Source organism: Azospirillum endophyticum (assembly GCF_016595245.1).
GTDB classification, from domain to species: Bacteria; Pseudomonadota; Alphaproteobacteria; order Azospirillales; family Azospirillaceae; genus Azospirillum; species Azospirillum endophyticum.
The window spans coordinates 22,862-38,828 of sequence record NZ_JAENHM010000012.1 but is presented as its reverse complement, the minus strand read 5'-3'; the positions used below and the strand labels follow the sequence as shown (position 1 = coordinate 38,828).

Here is a 15,967-nt window from a genome sequence, read left to right as displayed (position 1 = left end):
TTTCGCCTGCCTCATGCTCGGAAAAGCTGTCGCCATCCTACAAGTCCCTAACAGCCTCTAGTTCCTGACCGCCCGCCGGGTGGTTCGCCTATTGCCGGAGATGCCGAACGCGCAGGAGGTCAGGCGAAACAAGATAGATGCTGCATTGAAGGACTGGCTGGAACTATGCGGTCCGACGGTTATGGACTGGGCGACGTACGATTTTCTGGCCGCGCAAGTGGCTGCCGAAGCTGGTCTCCGTCCTCTGGAGGTCACTCGATGGCGGGACGCCCTGTCCAGTCTGTTGGTGGAGTGTCTGGAAACGGGCATGCCCTTGCTGGACGGTGTGATGCGCTCGCGGACCAGCGAACGGTTGGTGCGCAACACCGAGATTGCCATGCTCTGTGCCGTTGCGGCAATGTTCCGCGTTCCGGCGGAAAAATTTGCTCCCATCCGCATCAACTCCGCGATGCTGGCAGCAACCCTGCATCGCCTCGCTGGCCCTGTGACAGAATGGTCCGTCGCTCGGCATACATTCCACATTTTTGACCTGACGGACGCAGACCTGAGGGATGCCGACCTGAGAGGCGCTAACTTAACGCGTGCCAACCTAGCAGGTGCCCACCTAACGGGCGCCAACCTGATGGGTGCCAACCTCATGGGCACCAACCTGACGGGCACCAACTTGACAGGCGTCAACCTGACAGGCGTCAACCTAACGGACGCCAACCTGCGTGGTGCCAACCTGACGCGTGCCAACCTGTGGGGTACCAACCTAGCGGGTGTCAACCTGAGGGGCGCCAACCTAACGGACGCTGACCTGACGCGCGCCAACCTGACGAACGCCGACCTGACGCGCGCCATCCTGACGGATGCTAACCTGACGCGCGCCGACTTGGCGGACGCCAACCTGATGGACGCCACGTTGATAGGCGCCGACCTGTTAAGTGCGGACCTGACGGACGCCAACCTAATGGACGCTAACCTCTTGGGCGCCAACCTGCTGGGCGCCAATCTGACGGACGCCAACCTTACGGACGCTAACCTCGAACCAGGACAACTGGAGCCAAACCAACTTGCTGCCAGTTTCCGAATTCGATGAATGGAAACAGGCGGCAAGTTGATCTACTATTTCGTCACCCCGCGATACAGCTCCATATACTCCTCCGCCGGTCCGTGCCAGCCGAAGTCCCGCGTCATGGCGCGGCGCTGCATCGCCTGCCAGCGGTCGGGTTTGCGGTAGACGCTCATCGTCCGGCGCAGCGCCCACACCAGTTCCTGGCCGGTCGCGTTGACGAACTGGAAGCCCGTCGCGCTGCCGTCGGCACCGGCGGCCGGGTTGGCGTCGATCACCGTGTCGGCGAGGCCACCGGTGCGGCGGACCAGCGGCAGGGTGCCGTATTTCAGGGCATAGAGCTGGGTCAGGCCGCAGGGCTCCGACCGCGACGGCACCAGGAACAGGTCGGCGCCGGCCTGGATGCGGTGGGACAGCGGCTCGTCATAGCCGATGCGGACGCCGACCGATTGCGGGTGCCATTGGGCGAGATGGCGGAAGCCGGCCTCGCTCGACGCGTCGCCGCTGCCCAGAACCACCAGCTGGCCGCCCCAGGACACCCATTGGCTGGCCGCCTCCTGCACCAGATCGAGACCCTTGTGCCAGGTCAGGCGGCTGACCACGGCGGCCAGCGGCGCGTCGGGGCGGCGGTCCAGGCCGAAGGCAGATTGCAGGTCGGCCTTGCAGGCGTCCTTGCCGCCCAAATCATCGGGGGTGTAGCGGGCGGGCAGATGCGGGTCGGTCGCCGGGTCCCACACCGCGTAATCGACGCCGTTCAGAATGCCGGTCAGCACGTCGGAGCGGGTGGCGAGCAGCCCCTGCAGGCCGGTGCCGTGCTCGGCCGTCTGGATCTCGTTGGCATAGGTCGGGCTGACCGTGGTCAGGCGGTCGGCGTAGAAGCAACCCGCCTTCAGGAAGCTGATGTTGCCGTAATACTCGACGCCGTCGACGCGGAAGCTGGAGGAGGGCAGGCCGAGGTCGCCCATCATCCAGGGGCCGAAGAGGCCCTGATAGGCGATGTTGTGGATGGTCAGCACGGTGCCCGGCCGGAAGGGGCCGGCGAAGCGGTCGGGGCGCAGGGTCAGGTAGGCGGGGATCAGCGCCGCCTGCCAGTCGTGGCCGTGCAGGATGTCGGGCCGCCACCAGGGATCGTAGGACTCCTCCGCCGCGAAGCCGGCGGCGACCCAGGCCAGCGCCGCGAAGCGCAGGGCGTTGTCCGCCCAGTCCTTGCCGTCCGGCCCGAGATAGGGGTTGCCCGGCCGGTCGTACAGCGACGGCGCCTTCAGCGCATAGGCGAGGACCCCGTCGGCGGTGCGGCCGATGCACAGCTGGGCGCGGTCGCAGCCGGGCAGGTCGGTGATCAGGTCGCCGACCTCGTGCAGGTTCTGCAGGCTGTTCAGGACGGCGGGATAGCCGGGCAGCAGCAGGCGGACGTCGGCGCCGGCGGCGTTCAGGGCCGGCGGCAGGGCGGCGGACACGTCCGCCAGCCCCCCCGTCTTGACCATCGGGTAGCATTCGGACGTGACGTAGAGGACGCGCATCGGGAAGGCACTCGGCGATAGGCGGGAGGGAAAGGCGGAGAGAGGAACGGCTGGCCTGCCGCTCACCCGGCCGTCATCCCCGCGGAGGCGGGGATCCAGAAAGCTTCGCGGTCAAGCCGCTGAGTCGGCTGGATTCCCGCCTGCGCGGGAATGACGGCTGAGAGGGAGAGGGGGCGGTTTCGGTCGGAGGGGGAAAGGGAGGTTTCCTATTCCTTCGGCAGTTTCTCGATCATCTCGCGGGTGATCAGGACGACGCCGCCCTCGCTGCGGTGGAAGCGCTTGGCGTCCAGCTCCGCGTCCTCGCCGACGACGAGGCCGTTGGGGATGCTGACGCCGCGGTCGATCACCACCTTCTTCAGGCGGCAATGGCGGCCGATGTCGCATTCCGGCAGCACCACCGCCTCGTGCAGCTCGCTGTAGGAGTTGACGCGGACCGAGCTGAACAGCAGCGACCGCCGCACGGTGGAGCCGGAGATGATGCAGCCGCCCGACACCAGGCTGTCCACCGCCATGCCGCGGCGGTTCTCGTCGTCGAAGACGAACTTCGCCGGCGGCAGCTGCTCCTGGTAGGTGAAGATCGGCCACTCGCGGTTGTACAGGTTCAGCTGCGGCGTGACGTGGCAGAGGTCGAGGTTGGATTCCCAATAGGCGTCGATGGTGCCGACATCGCGCCAGTAGGGGCTGTTGTCGGGCGCGTCGATGATGGCGCTGTCGGCATAGTCATGGGCGACGATCCGGGCACCGGTCTTGACCAGATGCGGGATGATGTCCTTGCCGAAATCGCGGCTGGAGCCGGGGGTGGCGACGTCGCGCTCCAGCTGTTCATAGAGGAACTGGGCGTTGAAGACGTAGATGCCCATGCTGGCCAGCGCCAGATCGGGGCGGCCCGGCATCGGCGGCGGGTCGGCCGGCTTCTCGACGAAGTCGATGATGCGGCGCTCCTCGTCGATGTGCATCACGCCGAAGCCGGTCGCCTGTTCGCGCGGGACCGCGATGCAGGGAACGGTGACGTCGGCCTTGCGGTCGATGTGGTCGAGCAGCAGCGCGCCGTAATCCATCTTGTAGATGTGGTCGCCGGCCAGGATCAGGACGTATTCCGGCTCGTGATCGCGCAGGATGTCGAGGTTCTGGTACACCGCGTCGGCGGTGCCCTGGTACCACTCGGTCTCGCTGACGCGCTGCTGGGCCGGCAGCAGGTCGCAGAACTCGTTCATCTCGCCGCGGAAGACGTTCCAGCCGCGCTGGAGATGGCGCAGAAGGCTGTGCGACTTGTACTGCGTCAGCACGCCGATCCGGCGGAATCCGGAATTGACGCAGTTGGACAGCGCGAAGTCGATGATGCGGTACTTGCCGCCGAAATAGGTCGCCGGCTTGGCCCGCCGGTCGGTCAGCTGCTTCAGACGGCTTCCGCGTCCCCCGGCCAGCACCAGCGCCACCGCACGTCGCGGTGCGAGGCGCAGATCCCGTTTGTCGAGCATGGCCGTTACCCCCTTTGCCTTATTCTTGCGGCCGCTCGGCGGCGGCCATTCCATATGGAGGCGTTGACGGTGCCACATCTCGCCGCCATGTCCAATAGGCCCGGCGGAAGGTTGGCATCGGCCTACCCGCCGCACCGCCGCTTGGCGGTCCTAGGAGGAAAGAGGGGCGTATGCGGCCCCTTGCCGAATGGCCTGGATGGAAGAGGTAGAGGCGCTGGCCGATGCCGCTCCGGTGACCGTCGCGCAGGCTATCATCTGCCTATTTTTTGATCATTTGCTGGAATGGCAGCCAAAATGCCGGATCGGACGGGGGTGGCTCGCCGCTGCCGGCCCTGCCTTTCGGTCGAAAGCCCGAAAATTGCGGCAAAATGTCGGCTCCGCAATCTGCTCATTTCCTGTGCAAGAACCGGGTGCGACTCGTAGGAGGGTGCCCGTTCGAGGGTCCTGCTTCAGGACAACCCTGACGATTCCAAGCCGTTTTCGACTGGCACGCTTCTTGTAACGCTGGAGGCGTCCTCGGTTCCGTCCGCCGCCCCGTCTTCGCCGGGGACGGGGCGACCGGGACGGGGTCGCCCCAGTGCGGCGCCCGAGCGCGGAACACCTCCGGTGCCGCGCCGGCCGTACCGGGGTGGGAGCGATTTTGGAGAAAGAGGAGCCTCGATGAACCGTCTGTTCCTTATGGCCGCACCGATGATGGCGGTTGCTCTGGGCGCGGTCGGCATGCCGGCCGCCGCCCTTGCCCAGGATCCGGCGGCTGCCGCCGCTGCCGCGGCTGCGGCTGCCGCCGCGGCTGCCGCGCCGGCGGCTCCGGCGCTGAATGGCGGCGACACCGCCTGGATGCTGGTCTCCACCGCGCTGGTGCTGATGATGACCATCCCCGGCCTTGCGCTGTTCTACGGCGGCATGGTCCGCAAGATGAACGTGCTGTCGACGGTGATGCAGAGCTTCGCCATCACCTGCCTGATCAGCGTGCTGTGGTACGTGATCGGCTACAGCCTGGCCTTCACCGGCACCGGTGCCTATGTCGGCGGTCTCGACCGGCTGTTCCTGAACGGGCTCGACTTCTCGAAGGCCTTCGTGCTGGGCGAGGCGACGGGATCGGGCGTCGCGACGACGATCCCCGAGCCGGTCTTCATGATGTTCCAGATGACCTTCGCGATCATCACCCCGGCGCTGATCACCGGCGCCTTCGCCGACCGCATGAAGTTCTCCTCGCTGCTGGTCTTCACCGCCCTGTGGTCGATCGTGGTCTATGCGCCGATCGCCCACTGGGTCTGGTACCCGTCGGGCTTCCTGTTCGGCCTGGGCGTGCTGGACTTCGCCGGCGGCACCGTCGTGCACATCAACGCTGGAGTCGCCGGCCTGGTCGCCGCGCTGGTGATCGGCAAGCGCAAGGGCTACCCGAAGGAAGCCTTCATGCCGCACAACCTGGTGCTGTCGCTGATCGGCGCCTCGCTGCTGTGGGTGGGCTGGTTCGGCTTCAACGCCGGTTCGGCCCTGACCGCCGGTCCGCGCGCCGGCATGGCGCTGGCCGCCACGCACATCGCCACCGCCGGTGCCGCCATGGGCTGGCTGTTCGCGGAGTGGATCGTCAAGGGCAAGCCGTCGATCCTCGGCATCATCTCCGGCGCCGTCGCCGGCCTGGTCGCGGTGACCCCGGCCGCCGGCTTCGTCGACCCGACGGGCGCCATCGTCATCGGCATCGTCGCCGGTGTGGTCTGCTTCTGGTCGGCCACCAGCCTCAAGCACATGCTGGGCTATGACGACAGCCTGGACGCCTTCGGCGTGCACGGCGTCGGCGGCCTGATCGGCGCCCTGCTGACCGGCGTCTTCGCCAAGATGTCGGTGTCCAACAGCGAAGGCGGCTTCGCCGCCGTCCTGCAGGCCGACCCCAAGGCCACGCTGGGCCTGCTGGAGGGCAACGCCGCCGCCGTGTGGATCCAGGTCCAGGGCGTCCTCTACACCATGGTCTGGTGCGCCATCGCCACCTTCGTCCTGCTGAAGGTCGTCGACGTGGTCATGGGCCTGCGCGTCGAGGAAGACGTGGAGCGCGACGGTCTCGACCTCGCCCTGCACGGCGAGAGCATCCACTAAGACAAATCCCTTTCCCAGGGGCTCTCGCGAAAAGGCCGCCGGTTCTCCGGCGGCCTTTTTCGTATGATTGTTGCGCCGGCGGAAACGCTGTGGCGCGGGCGGGCCGGCTTCACGGCGGTGTTGGGGAGGACTACCTCTGGTGCATCGCTGTTCGTTCTTTAGGAGTTGCCGCCATGTCCACCCAGCCCGCCACCCCCGGTGTCCGCCCGGTGCTCGCCGCCGTGGAAGGCATGGCCACGTCCGACGGCGCCGGCGTCAGCATGACCCGCATGCTGGGCACGCCCCGGCTGCGCACGCTCGACCCCTTCCTGATGCTGGACCTGTTCGGGTCCGACCAGCCGACCGACTATCTGGCGGGATTTCCCGACCATCCCCACCGCGGGTTCGAGACGGTGACCTACATGCTGGCCGGGCGCATGCGCCATGCCGACAACCACGGGCATGAGGGGGTGATCGAGACCGGCGGCGTGCAGTGGATGACCGCCGGCCGCGGCCTGATCCACTCGGAGATGCCGGAGCAGACCGAAGGGCTGATGCGCGGCTTCCAGCTGTGGATCAACCTGCCGGCCCGGCTGAAGATGGCCGACCCGCGCTACCAGGAGTTCCCGGCCGCCTCCATCCCGGTGGAACGGCGCGAGGAGGGGACGACGGTCACCGTGATCGCCGGCGACACCGCCCGCGGCACGGCGGGCCCGGTGCGGGCCGAGGCGACCGACGCCCGCTATTTCGACGTCTCGCTGCCGCCGTCGGTGTCCTTCGCGGAACCGCTGCCGGCCGGCCACACCGCCTTCCTGGTGCTGTTCGAAGGCACGCTGACGGTCGGCGGGGAAGGCCCGCTGTCGGGCCCGCGGGTGATCGTGCTGGGCGACGGCGAGCGGGTCGAGGCCGCCGCCGGCCCTGAGGGCGCCCGCTTCCTGCTGCTGGCCGGCGCGCCGATCGGCGAGCCCATCGCCTGGGGCGGTCCCTTCGTCATGAACACGCGGGAAGAGGTGATGCAGGCCTTCCGCGACTTCGAGGAAGGGCGGATCTGACGCGCAAGCCGGAATGATCGCCTGCCGGTGAGGTGCCGCCGCGTCCGGCGGCGTCCAGCCCTTCTCTCCTTGCGGGAGAGGGGCTGTCCTTGCCCGATGCGCGGCATCTCGTACCTTGCGCCCCTGCCGTCCCCGGTTATCATGGCGCATTCCGTGTTAACACGAACGATGGCGGGGGCCGGGGTGATGCGTGCAAAGGGTCTGTTGGGCGGCTTCAGGGCAGCTGCGATCGCGGGATTCATGGGCCTGATGCTCGCCTCCGGCCCGTTCGCCGCCGCCCTGCTGTCAGCCGGGCCGGCCGCCGCCGTGGACTTCTCCAAGGCCGCCGCCGATTTCGGGCCGGAGGGCGCCTGGACCAACCAGTGCGACATCGACCGGATGACCGACAGCAAGACCTGCCGGCTGATGATCTACCGCCTGTTCGACGACGGGAAGGATGTCGGCTTCGTCGCGCTCAGCATCATTCCGACCGGCAACGATTTCCACCTGTTCCTGACCACCAGCCAGGGGCTGATCGACCGCTGCGCCATCCGCGTCGACCGCCAGCCGCGCATCGAATCGCATGTGGCGACGCTGAACATGTGCATGTTCCCGAATTTCGTCTCCGGCCGCGTCGCCGACCAGTTCCGCAACGGCTCGACCATCCTGGTCCGCGTCAACTCCCCCCGCATCGGCAAGCGCGACATCGATTTCCCGCTGAACGGCTTCTCCCGCACCTTCGAGGAGATGCAGCGCAGCCTGCAGTAAGGGGAGAGGGGGGTGCATAGAGTGAATTTGGTGCAGAGCGGAGAGTGCGCGATGCTTGTAGATCCTCGCCGCGCGACCCCCTCACCCTAACCCTCTCCCCGGGGGGGAGAGGGGATCCTGCCAGGGGTGGAGGGAGCGGTGACGCATCAGCCCGGCAGCCGGTATCCCGTCGCCGGCTCCTGCATCGGGCAGCCGTTCCGTTCCATGCGGAATTCGGCGGAGCGGTCGTAGGCGAGGCGCCGCGCCCGCATGATCGAGCCCAGCGGCCGGTGCGCGGCCAGCCCGTGCCAGGGGCTGAAGGACAGCCGGTCGTCGCCGGCGCGCGACCGCTCCTCGCTCCATGCCGTCTGCGGCGGCACGGTGAGGCGGGCGACGGGGCGGTAGGGGCTCAGTTCCTCCGGCCACAGCACGCTGGCGTCCTCCACCGGCATGCGCGCCTCGTCGGTGCGCAGCTGGGCCCGCAGCTCCCACACCGCCTCATGGTCGCGGAAGAACTCCACCACCGCCTCGCGCAGGCCGTTCGGCTTGCCGTCGACGGTCAGCGGCGCGTCGGCCAGCGCGATCAGCTCCGGCGAGACCGGGACGATCGCCAGCTTGGCGATGTGGTCGCCATGGCGGAGGGCGGCCTGGCTGTAGAAGGTTTCGCCCAGGATGTGGGTTTCGGGGTGGCCGCCCAGCGTCTTCAGCGTGGCGCTCTCGCCGCCGAAGGCCTCCACCACCCGTTCGGCGGCGCGCAGGCCGGCCGACAGCACCGTCTTCGCCGTTTCCGCCCGGTCGGTGGTGGCGGCCAGCAGCTTCAGCGTCGACAGGAACCGCTTGGCGTCCGGCGTCGAGAAGACCGGGGCGTTGGCCATCACGAAGTCCTGGGTGGCCTCGTCCTCCGATCCCGGCAGCCGGTCGCCGGTCACGCCCAGCACCTTCACCGCCAGCCCGCGCGGGGTCGACACGCTGTCGGGCAGGATGTCGCCCGGCGTCGTCGACAGCCGCAGGATCGCCGGATAGCTCTCCGCCCGCGCGAACAGGCCCTGGGCCAGCTCCGCCGGCAGGTCGTCCAGCACGTCCAGCCGGCCGATCAGCAGTCCGTGGCTCTTGGCATGGACGCTGCGGTTCGCGTGGCCGCTGTCCTCGAAGGTCTTGGCGCTGATCGACAGCATCGTCTCCGCCAGCTCTTCGAAGATGCGCGCCTCGTCGGGATCGGGCTTTTCGACCGATGGCGCATAGGGCAGGGGCTTGGCATTGGGCTGGGCGAAGGCAGCGGACACGGGCTGGGCTCCCGAAGGGGAAAGGCGATGGTGCCGCCGGGACAACAGCCGCTGACTTTCATCCGTTCCGCAACGATGCAGCGGTCCTTCCCTATGCTCCGACGGTGCCGGCTGTGCAGGTGCCGGATGAGGCGAAGCCTTTCCGGACCGCGATGCAAACGAAGACATGAGCGTGTACAAATATTCAGGCACGTCTCATGCGCGAGGAGCATTGAGGACTTCCAATCTTCCGCAGAAAATTAACCATGTTTCCTGGGGACGTTCCTATTGAAAGGCTCTGGCGCCGAAATGGCCGGGCTGCTTATCCTTCCATTCGGGAGGGTCTGGCCTCTTCAGGCGCCGTGCGGCTGTCGACGCGCGGCCATCGAGGAGGGCGGCCCGACAAGCCATTGCCCGACAAGCCATTGCCCGGCGAGCCATTGCCCGGCGAGCCATTGCCCGGCGAGCCATTGAAGGATGCACCATGACCGGACGGCCCGTCATCTGGTCCGCCATATGGATGCGCAGCCGCGTTCCGCTGTTGGCTCTGCTTGTGCTGGCGATCCTGTCGATGCCGGCGGGCGGGCGGGCGACCCCGCCGAGCAGGACGGTGCTGATCCTTCACTCCTATCATCAGGGCTACGAGTGGACCGACGGGCAGGCGTCCGGCATCTCCGTCACGCTGGCAGCGGCGGCACCCAATGCGCTGGCCATCCCCTATTACCTGGACTGGAAGCGCTTTCCCGACCCCAGCGGGATAGAGCGCCTGCGGGCGCTGATCGCCTACCGCCACCCCAAGGGCACCGTCGACGCCATCGTCTCCACCGACGATGCCGCGCTGTCCTTCGCCCTGGAATTGCGGCGGGAGATCTACGGTCCGGTGCCGCTGGTGCATGGCGGCGTCCTGCCGATCTCGGCAAGGCGGCTGACCGAGGGCGAGGTCAACGTCGTCGGCGTCGACGAGACCAAGGACGTCGACGGCACCTTGCGGATGGCGGTAGCGGTCAATCCGCGGCTGCGACACCTGTTCATCCTGCGCGACCACACCGAGACGGGCATCGGGCTGGATGCCGAGATCGACGCGCTGCTGGCCGACGGCCGCTTTCCCGCCGGGGTGGAGCGGCAGATCCTGCCCGACCTGCCCTTCGCCCGGCTGGAGGAACGGTTGGCCGCCCTGCCGCCGGACAGCGCGGTGCTGCTGGGAACCTACGCCACCGACTCCGAAGGAATGGTCCTGCCGCCCGAACAGTTCCTGGAACTGATGAGCCGGAAGAGCAGCGTGCCGATCTACGGCTTGCAGGAAAATCTGCTGGGCCATGGCATCGCCGGCGGCAGCCTGTTGAGCGCGCAGGAGCATGGCCGGGCGGTCGGCGGGCTGGCCGCCGCGCTGGTGAACGGCGCGCCGACGGCCCGCCCGTCGGCGGAGACGCGCCAGTCGGTCATCCGTGCCGCCGACTACCGGCAGATGCAGCGCCATGGGCTCGATCCCGCGCGGCTGATGCCGCTCGACCGGCTGGTCAACAAGCCCTTCTCCTTCATGGAGACCTACCGCTGGCTGGTGGTGACGGTCGGCGGCGTCCTGCTGCTGCTGTTCGGCATGGTTCTGGTGCTGTCCTTCGCGCTGCGCGAACGGCGGATCGCCGAGGCCGCGCTGCAGCTGAGCAACGAGGCGCTCAGCGATTCGCGCCGCCAGTTGCAGGCCAAGGTCGTGGAGCTGACCGCCAGCCGGGAGGCGCTGTGCGAAGGGGAGCGGCGGATGCGGCTGGTGGCCGAGGCGTCGCGCGACATCATCTGGACCTGGGACGTCGTCAAGGACAGCCGTGTCCTGTCCGGCCGGGTCCAGGAACTGCTGGGAATCGACATGCTCGGCATCGATTCGTGGGCGGCCTGGTTCGAGCGCATCCATCCCGACGACCGCTTGCAGGCACAGGAGGCGCTGAGCCGCCATCTGTCCGGCGAACTGCCGGAATACCGGACGGAATACCGGGTCCGCCACCGTGACGGCGGTTACCTGTGGCTGTACGCCACCGGCAAGGCCCTGTTCGACGGCCACGGAAATCCGACGATGATGGGCGGCTCCTACACCGACATCACCGCGCAGAAGCGGCAGCAGGAATGGCTGGACCATCTGGCCCATTTCGATTCCCTGACCGGTCTGCCCAACCGGTTGAGGCTGGAACAGCATGTCGACCGGCTGATCGCCGACACCAAGGCGTCCGGCAATGCCGGGACGCTGGCGCTGCTGTTCCTCGACATGGACAATTTCAAGTTCATCAACGACGGCTTCGGCCACAAGGTGGGCGACGAGCTGCTGATGATGCTGGGCGAGCGCATCCGCAAGGGGGCGGGCGACGGGCGGTTCATCGCGCGGCCGGGCGGCGACGAGTTCGTGGTGGTCGTCCAGGATGGCGAGGGCGGGGACCCGGCGGAGGTGGCGCGGCGGCTGGAGCAGGCGATGGCCGCCCCCTTCCCGGTCGAAGGGCAGCATTTCTTCGTGACCTGCAGCGTCGGGATCGCCCGCTATCCCTGGGACGGCCGCTGTTTCGACGATCTGCTGCAGAATGCCGACACCGCCATGTACCGGGCCAAGGAGAGCGGGCGCGGGCGCATCTGCACCTTCACCGCCGACATGAACCGCAATGTGGTGGAGCGCATGCGGCTGCTCAGCCGCGTCCGGCTGGCCTTCGACCGTCAGGCCTTCACCCTGCATTACCAGCCGCAGGTCGCGACGGCCGACGGCCGGGTCCGCGGTTTCGAGGCGCTGGTCCGCTGGACCGATGCGGAATTGGGACCGGTGTCGCCCGACCGCTTCATTCCGGTCTGCGAGGATTCCGGCCTGATCATCCCGCTCGGCTTGTGGGTGCTGGAAACCGCCTGCATCGAGGCGGTGGGGCTGGCCTGCCGCGGGGCCGGCGAAGTGACGATGAGCGTCAACATGTCGGCGGTCCAGCTTGCCCAGCACGATTTCGTGCCGCGGGTGCTGGAGGTCCTGGCCCGGACCGGCCTGCCGCCGCACCGCCTGGAGCTGGAGATCACCGAGTCGCAGATGATCGGCTCGCTCGACGCCGCGATCGGGAAGCTGAACGCGCTGCGGCAGGCCGGCATCCAGATCGCGCTGGACGATTTCGGCACCGGCTATTCGTCGCTGACCTATCTGCGGACACTGCCGATCAACACGCTGAAGCTGGACAAGGCCTTCATCGACGACGTCCACCGCCGGGCCGACGCGCGCGGCCTGGTGTCGTCGATCTCGCGCATCGCCCACGACCTGAACCGCAGCGTGGTGGCGGAAGGGGTGGAGGAGGCGGGCCAGTGGGAGGTCCTGTCGCTGATGGGATGCGACCTGATCCAAGGCTATTTCGTCAGCCGCCCGCTGCCGGCCGACCGGATCGACGCCTTCCTGGCATCCTGGGAGGACCGGCGGCCCCGCCTGCCGGTCGTCGACGACCATGTGGTGGTCGGCATGCCCACCGCCGGAGCGAACCGGCCGTCGGGCGGTCGCGAGCCGGCCTGATCGGAGCGGGCCTGATCGGAACCGACTTGACCGGCTCCGGGATATCGCCCGGCATCAGGCGACGATCTTGTCGTCGCAGGAGAGGCAGGGGCCCTGCGACGGCTCATGGATGGACCAGGCGCCCTTTCCCATCTGCTTGGCGCGATACATCGCGGCATCCGCCCGGCGCAGGGAGGAGGACAGGTCGCCGCATTCGCCCGCGGTCAGCGCGATTCCGATGCTGCATCCGACGCCCGCGCCCAGGTCGCGGACTTCGTTGATGATGCGGGCGGCGACGCTGGTGGCGACGGTCCTGACATCGGGAACGTGTCCGGACAGGCAGACGACGAACTCGTCGCCGCCAAGCCGGCCGATCAGATCGCCGTCGCGGATCATCCGGCGCATGATCTCGGCGACCATCGCCAGGACCTTGTCGCCTTCGTGGTGGCCGTGCCGGTCGTTCACCGCCTTGAAGCCATCGAGATCGATGTAAAGAAAGGCGAGGACCAGTCCTCTTTTGCCGGCGCTCTGGCGCATCCCTTCCGCGAGTTCCAGGAAGAGGCGGCGGGCGGGCAGTCCGGTCAGGGGATCGCGCCGGGCCTGATGCAGTTCGGCATCCAGTTGCTGCGCGACGCTCTCGGCTTCGAGCATGCGCATCTGGACGCGGTGCTCCTGGCGGATCATGCGCACGCTCCACAGAAGCACGAGCAGGACCAGGGCCGTGGTCAGCGCCACTTCGGCAACGAACCAGAGCGAGCGGGTCCGCCAGGCGGCGAAGGCCGAGGCACCCTCGATTCCGGCATAGACGACGAGGTTCAGCTCCGGGATCAGCCGGTAGGCGGCGAGCCGTTCCTTGCCGTCCAGCACCGACCGCGACCAGTAGACCCCGACCGGGGAGCGTGGAAGCTGCTCCTGAAAGAGCGGCCCCGTCCGGCTGTTCTTGCCGATGTGGCTGGCCAGATCCGGACTGCGGGCGACGATCTCGCCGTCGGTGCGGAAGACCGTGATCGTCGTATCCAGCCCGAACGACATCAAGGCGTAGAAATTGACCAGCCATTCGGTTTTCATCCCGGTGCTGGCGATGCCGACGATATCGCCGGTCCAGTCGCGGATCGGCCGCGAGATGGTGAAGAGGATGCGGTCGTCCAGACGGCTGCGCAAGGCCGGGCTGATCACGAAGTCCGCCCCCGCCATCACCGCCTGGAAATGGCGGCGGTTCGCGATGTTGAGCGGCCGGTCCATCTGCCGGCCGGTGCCGACGATCGCGTCACCCTTGGCATCGAACAGCCACAGGGTTTCCCCGCCGTCCACATTGGCGAGAGCGTCACGCAGCCGGCGCCAGTGGATATCGTTCCGCACCGCTTCCAGGCTGCCGGCCTCGTCGACCAGGGAGGTCGCCTGATGCAGGGCGATCCCGGCGCCCTTCGTCGTGTGCAGGACATGGGATTCGACGACCTTGGCCATGTCCGCAGCGAGCGCTTCCATCTGAGCGGCGGTGCTCTTGCGGTCCTGCCAGACGATGTGAACCGTCATGACGATGACGACGGTCAGGGCCAAACCAGCGGCAAGCAGGGCGCTCAGATGTCGGGGCATGGGAACTCCGCTGCAACTGCGAGACGGCATGGGCCGCCACCCTCTCGCAAGTAGTATACCAAAGCGGAGGGGCCGGTTATGCGAGGGGCGACCCTGATCGGCTCCTTCCGTCATCGCGAATTGCGTCTCAGAGTCGGAGCGGCGAACCGGAATGCGCAGGATCCGTCCGATCCGGGCGGAGCCGGACGGGAAACGCAAAACGCCCCGCAGGCGGGCTGCGGGGCGTTTTGCGGAGGCGGAGCTTGGAGAACCGGAGGCGTCGCGCTCAGTGCCGGGTGCGGGCCGGGGTGATGTAGACGCCGTCCCAATCGACACCGAACAGGGCGTCGTCGCCGGCCTCTTCCACCAGATCGTCATATTCGCAGGCCTCGATCAGGCCGAAGATGGAGGCGGTGCCGGAGGCGTCCAGGTCGCAGGTCACCACATGGCCGCCCACCTCGACGGAGGTGAAGAACACTTCCGGCAGTTCCATGCTGTCCAGGTCGGCGGTGACCGCGGCTTCGATCTCGTGGATGCTGCGCGACGACAGCGACACCCGCAGCTTGGCCGCCTGGGAGGCCCAGACGATGCGTCGGACGTGGGCAGGCTCCTTCATCTCCGCCATGCCCGGCGCCTCGTCGCCTTGGCCGGCCATCGCGATCATCCGGGAAACCAGGGTCGAGGTGCTGCTGGGTGCGCGCATCAAAGCCTCCGCTCGTGTGATGAGCACAGGTTTGCGCCTCGGCGGTTAACGGGGTCTTAAGCCCGGACCGAGGCTTAAGCCTTACCTCCCATGAAGTATGGCCTATCCAATCGGTTTTACCCGGCAGCGAGGGCGGCGGCGACCCCGGCGGCGACCCGCGCGTTGTTGCGGATCAGCGCGATGTTGGCGGTCAGGCTGCGTCCGCCGGTGAGGCGCTCCAGCGCCGCCAGCAGATGCGGGGTGATGTCCTTCCCCTTGATTTTCCTGGACTCCGCGTCGGCCAGGGACTGGGCGACCGCCGCTTCCATCGCGTCGGCGTCGAGTTCGTCGGGCACGGGAATCGGGTTCGCCAGAAGCACGCCGCCGTCCAGGCCAAGCTGCCATTTCGCGCGCAGAATGTCCGCCACCTGCGTTGCGTTGTCACAGCGATGGTCGACGGCAAGTCCGCTGCGGCGGCTGTAGAAGGCGGGAAATTCATCCGTGCCGAAGCCCAGAACCGGGACTCCGCGGGTTTCCAGCACCTCCAGCGTCTTGGGCAGGTCGAGAATCGACTTGGCGCCGGCGCAGACCACGCAAACGGACGTGCGCGCCAGCTCGTCCAGGTCGGCGGAGATGTCGAAGCTGGTCTCCGCCCCGCGATGGACGCCGCCGATGCCGCCGGTGGCGAAGACGGAGATGCCGGCCAGCCGCGCCCCGATCATCGTCGCCGCCACCGTGGTGGCACCGATGGCGCCGGTGGCGACGGCGATGGGCAGGTCGCGTCGGCTCAGCTTGCGCGCGGTGGGGCCGGCGGTCGCCAGCCGTTCCAGCGCCCCATCGTCCAGCCCGACGCGGATGCGCCCATCCATCACCGCGATGGTGGCGGGAACCGCGCCGGCGGCCCGCACCTCCGCCTCCAGCGCGCGGGCGGTTTCCAGATTTTGCGGATAGGGCATGCCGTGCGAGATCACGGTGGATTCCAGCGCCACCACCGGCCGCTTTGCGGCAAGCGCGTCGGCGATCTCGGGTGTCGGCAGCAGGATCGGGGGCATGCG

11 protein-coding genes are annotated in these 15,967 nt (G+C 67.9%); 5 read left to right on the top strand and 6 right to left on the bottom strand.

What is annotated here, in order from left to right:
• Nucleotides 1–100: 100 nt before the first annotated feature.
• Nucleotides 101–1,081: a pentapeptide repeat-containing protein gene (locus JHL17_RS03850; protein WP_200190735.1), complete on the top strand. Its 981-nt coding sequence runs from the start codon at nt 101–103 to the stop codon at nt 1,079–1,081.
• 26 nt (nt 1,082–1,107) lie between these two features.
• On the opposite strand, the gene glgA is transcribed toward JHL17_RS03850, so the two are convergent.
• On the bottom strand, nt 1,108–2,574 hold the full coding sequence (glgA, locus tag JHL17_RS03845) for a glycogen synthase GlgA (protein ID WP_200190734.1): 1,467 nt from the start codon (nt 2,572–2,574) through the stop codon (nt 1,108–1,110).
• Between the two features lie 206 nt (nt 2,575–2,780).
• On the bottom strand, nt 2,781–4,052 hold the full coding sequence (gene glgC / locus JHL17_RS03840; RefSeq protein WP_200190733.1) for a glucose-1-phosphate adenylyltransferase: 1,272 nt from the start codon (nt 4,050–4,052) through the stop codon (nt 2,781–2,783).
• Between the two features lie 660 nt (nt 4,053–4,712).
• On the opposite strand from glgC, the gene JHL17_RS03835 reads away from it, so the two are divergent.
• From JHL17_RS03835 to JHL17_RS03825, 3 genes are all read left to right on the top strand, one after another.
• The gene (locus JHL17_RS03835) at nt 4,713–6,146 is read left to right on the top strand and encodes an ammonium transporter (protein WP_200190732.1); all 1,434 of its coding nucleotides are present in this window, start codon (nt 4,713–4,715) and stop codon (nt 6,144–6,146) included.
• 173 nt (nt 6,147–6,319) lie between these two features.
• Nucleotides 6,320–7,177, top strand: a complete 858-nt coding sequence (locus tag JHL17_RS03830; RefSeq protein ID WP_200190731.1) for a pirin family protein — start codon at nt 6,320–6,322, stop codon at nt 7,175–7,177.
• Between the two features lie 249 nt (nt 7,178–7,426).
• Complete coding sequence (locus JHL17_RS03825) at nt 7,427–7,924, top strand: invasion associated locus B family protein (protein ID WP_247893290.1); 498 nt, start codon at nt 7,427–7,429, stop codon at nt 7,922–7,924.
• Nucleotides 7,925–8,070: 146 nt separating this feature from the next.
• On the opposite strand, the gene JHL17_RS03820 is transcribed toward JHL17_RS03825, so the two are convergent.
• Entirely contained in the window at nt 8,071–9,186 is a 1,116-nt protein-coding gene (locus JHL17_RS03820) for a catalase family protein (RefSeq protein ID WP_345773747.1), read from the bottom strand.
• Between the two features lie 463 nt (nt 9,187–9,649).
• Here JHL17_RS03820 and JHL17_RS03815 point away from each other — a divergent pair, with 463 nt between their 5' ends.
• Entirely contained in the window at nt 9,650–12,679 is a 3,030-nt protein-coding gene (locus JHL17_RS03815; RefSeq protein ID WP_200190729.1) for a GGDEF and EAL domain-containing protein, read from the top strand.
• A gap of 54 nt (nt 12,680–12,733) precedes the next feature.
• Here JHL17_RS03815 and JHL17_RS03810 read toward each other — a convergent pair whose 3' ends face one another.
• The 3 genes from JHL17_RS03810 to JHL17_RS03800 all read right to left on the bottom strand — a co-directional run bounded on the left by JHL17_RS03810 (nt 12,734) and on the right by JHL17_RS03800 (nt 15,964).
• A complete protein-coding gene (locus tag JHL17_RS03810) occupies nt 12,734–14,251 on the bottom strand; it encodes a sensor domain-containing diguanylate cyclase (protein WP_200190728.1) in 1,518 nt (505 codons plus the stop codon).
• Between the two features lie 265 nt (nt 14,252–14,516).
• A complete protein-coding gene (locus JHL17_RS03805) occupies nt 14,517–14,933 on the bottom strand; it encodes a hypothetical protein (protein WP_200190727.1) in 417 nt (138 codons plus the stop codon).
• 116 nt (nt 14,934–15,049) lie between these two features.
• Nucleotides 15,050–15,964: a pseudouridine-5'-phosphate glycosidase gene (locus JHL17_RS03800; protein ID WP_200190726.1), complete on the bottom strand. Its 915-nt coding sequence runs from the start codon at nt 15,962–15,964 to the stop codon at nt 15,050–15,052.
• Nucleotides 15,965–15,967: the final 3 nt, after the last annotated feature.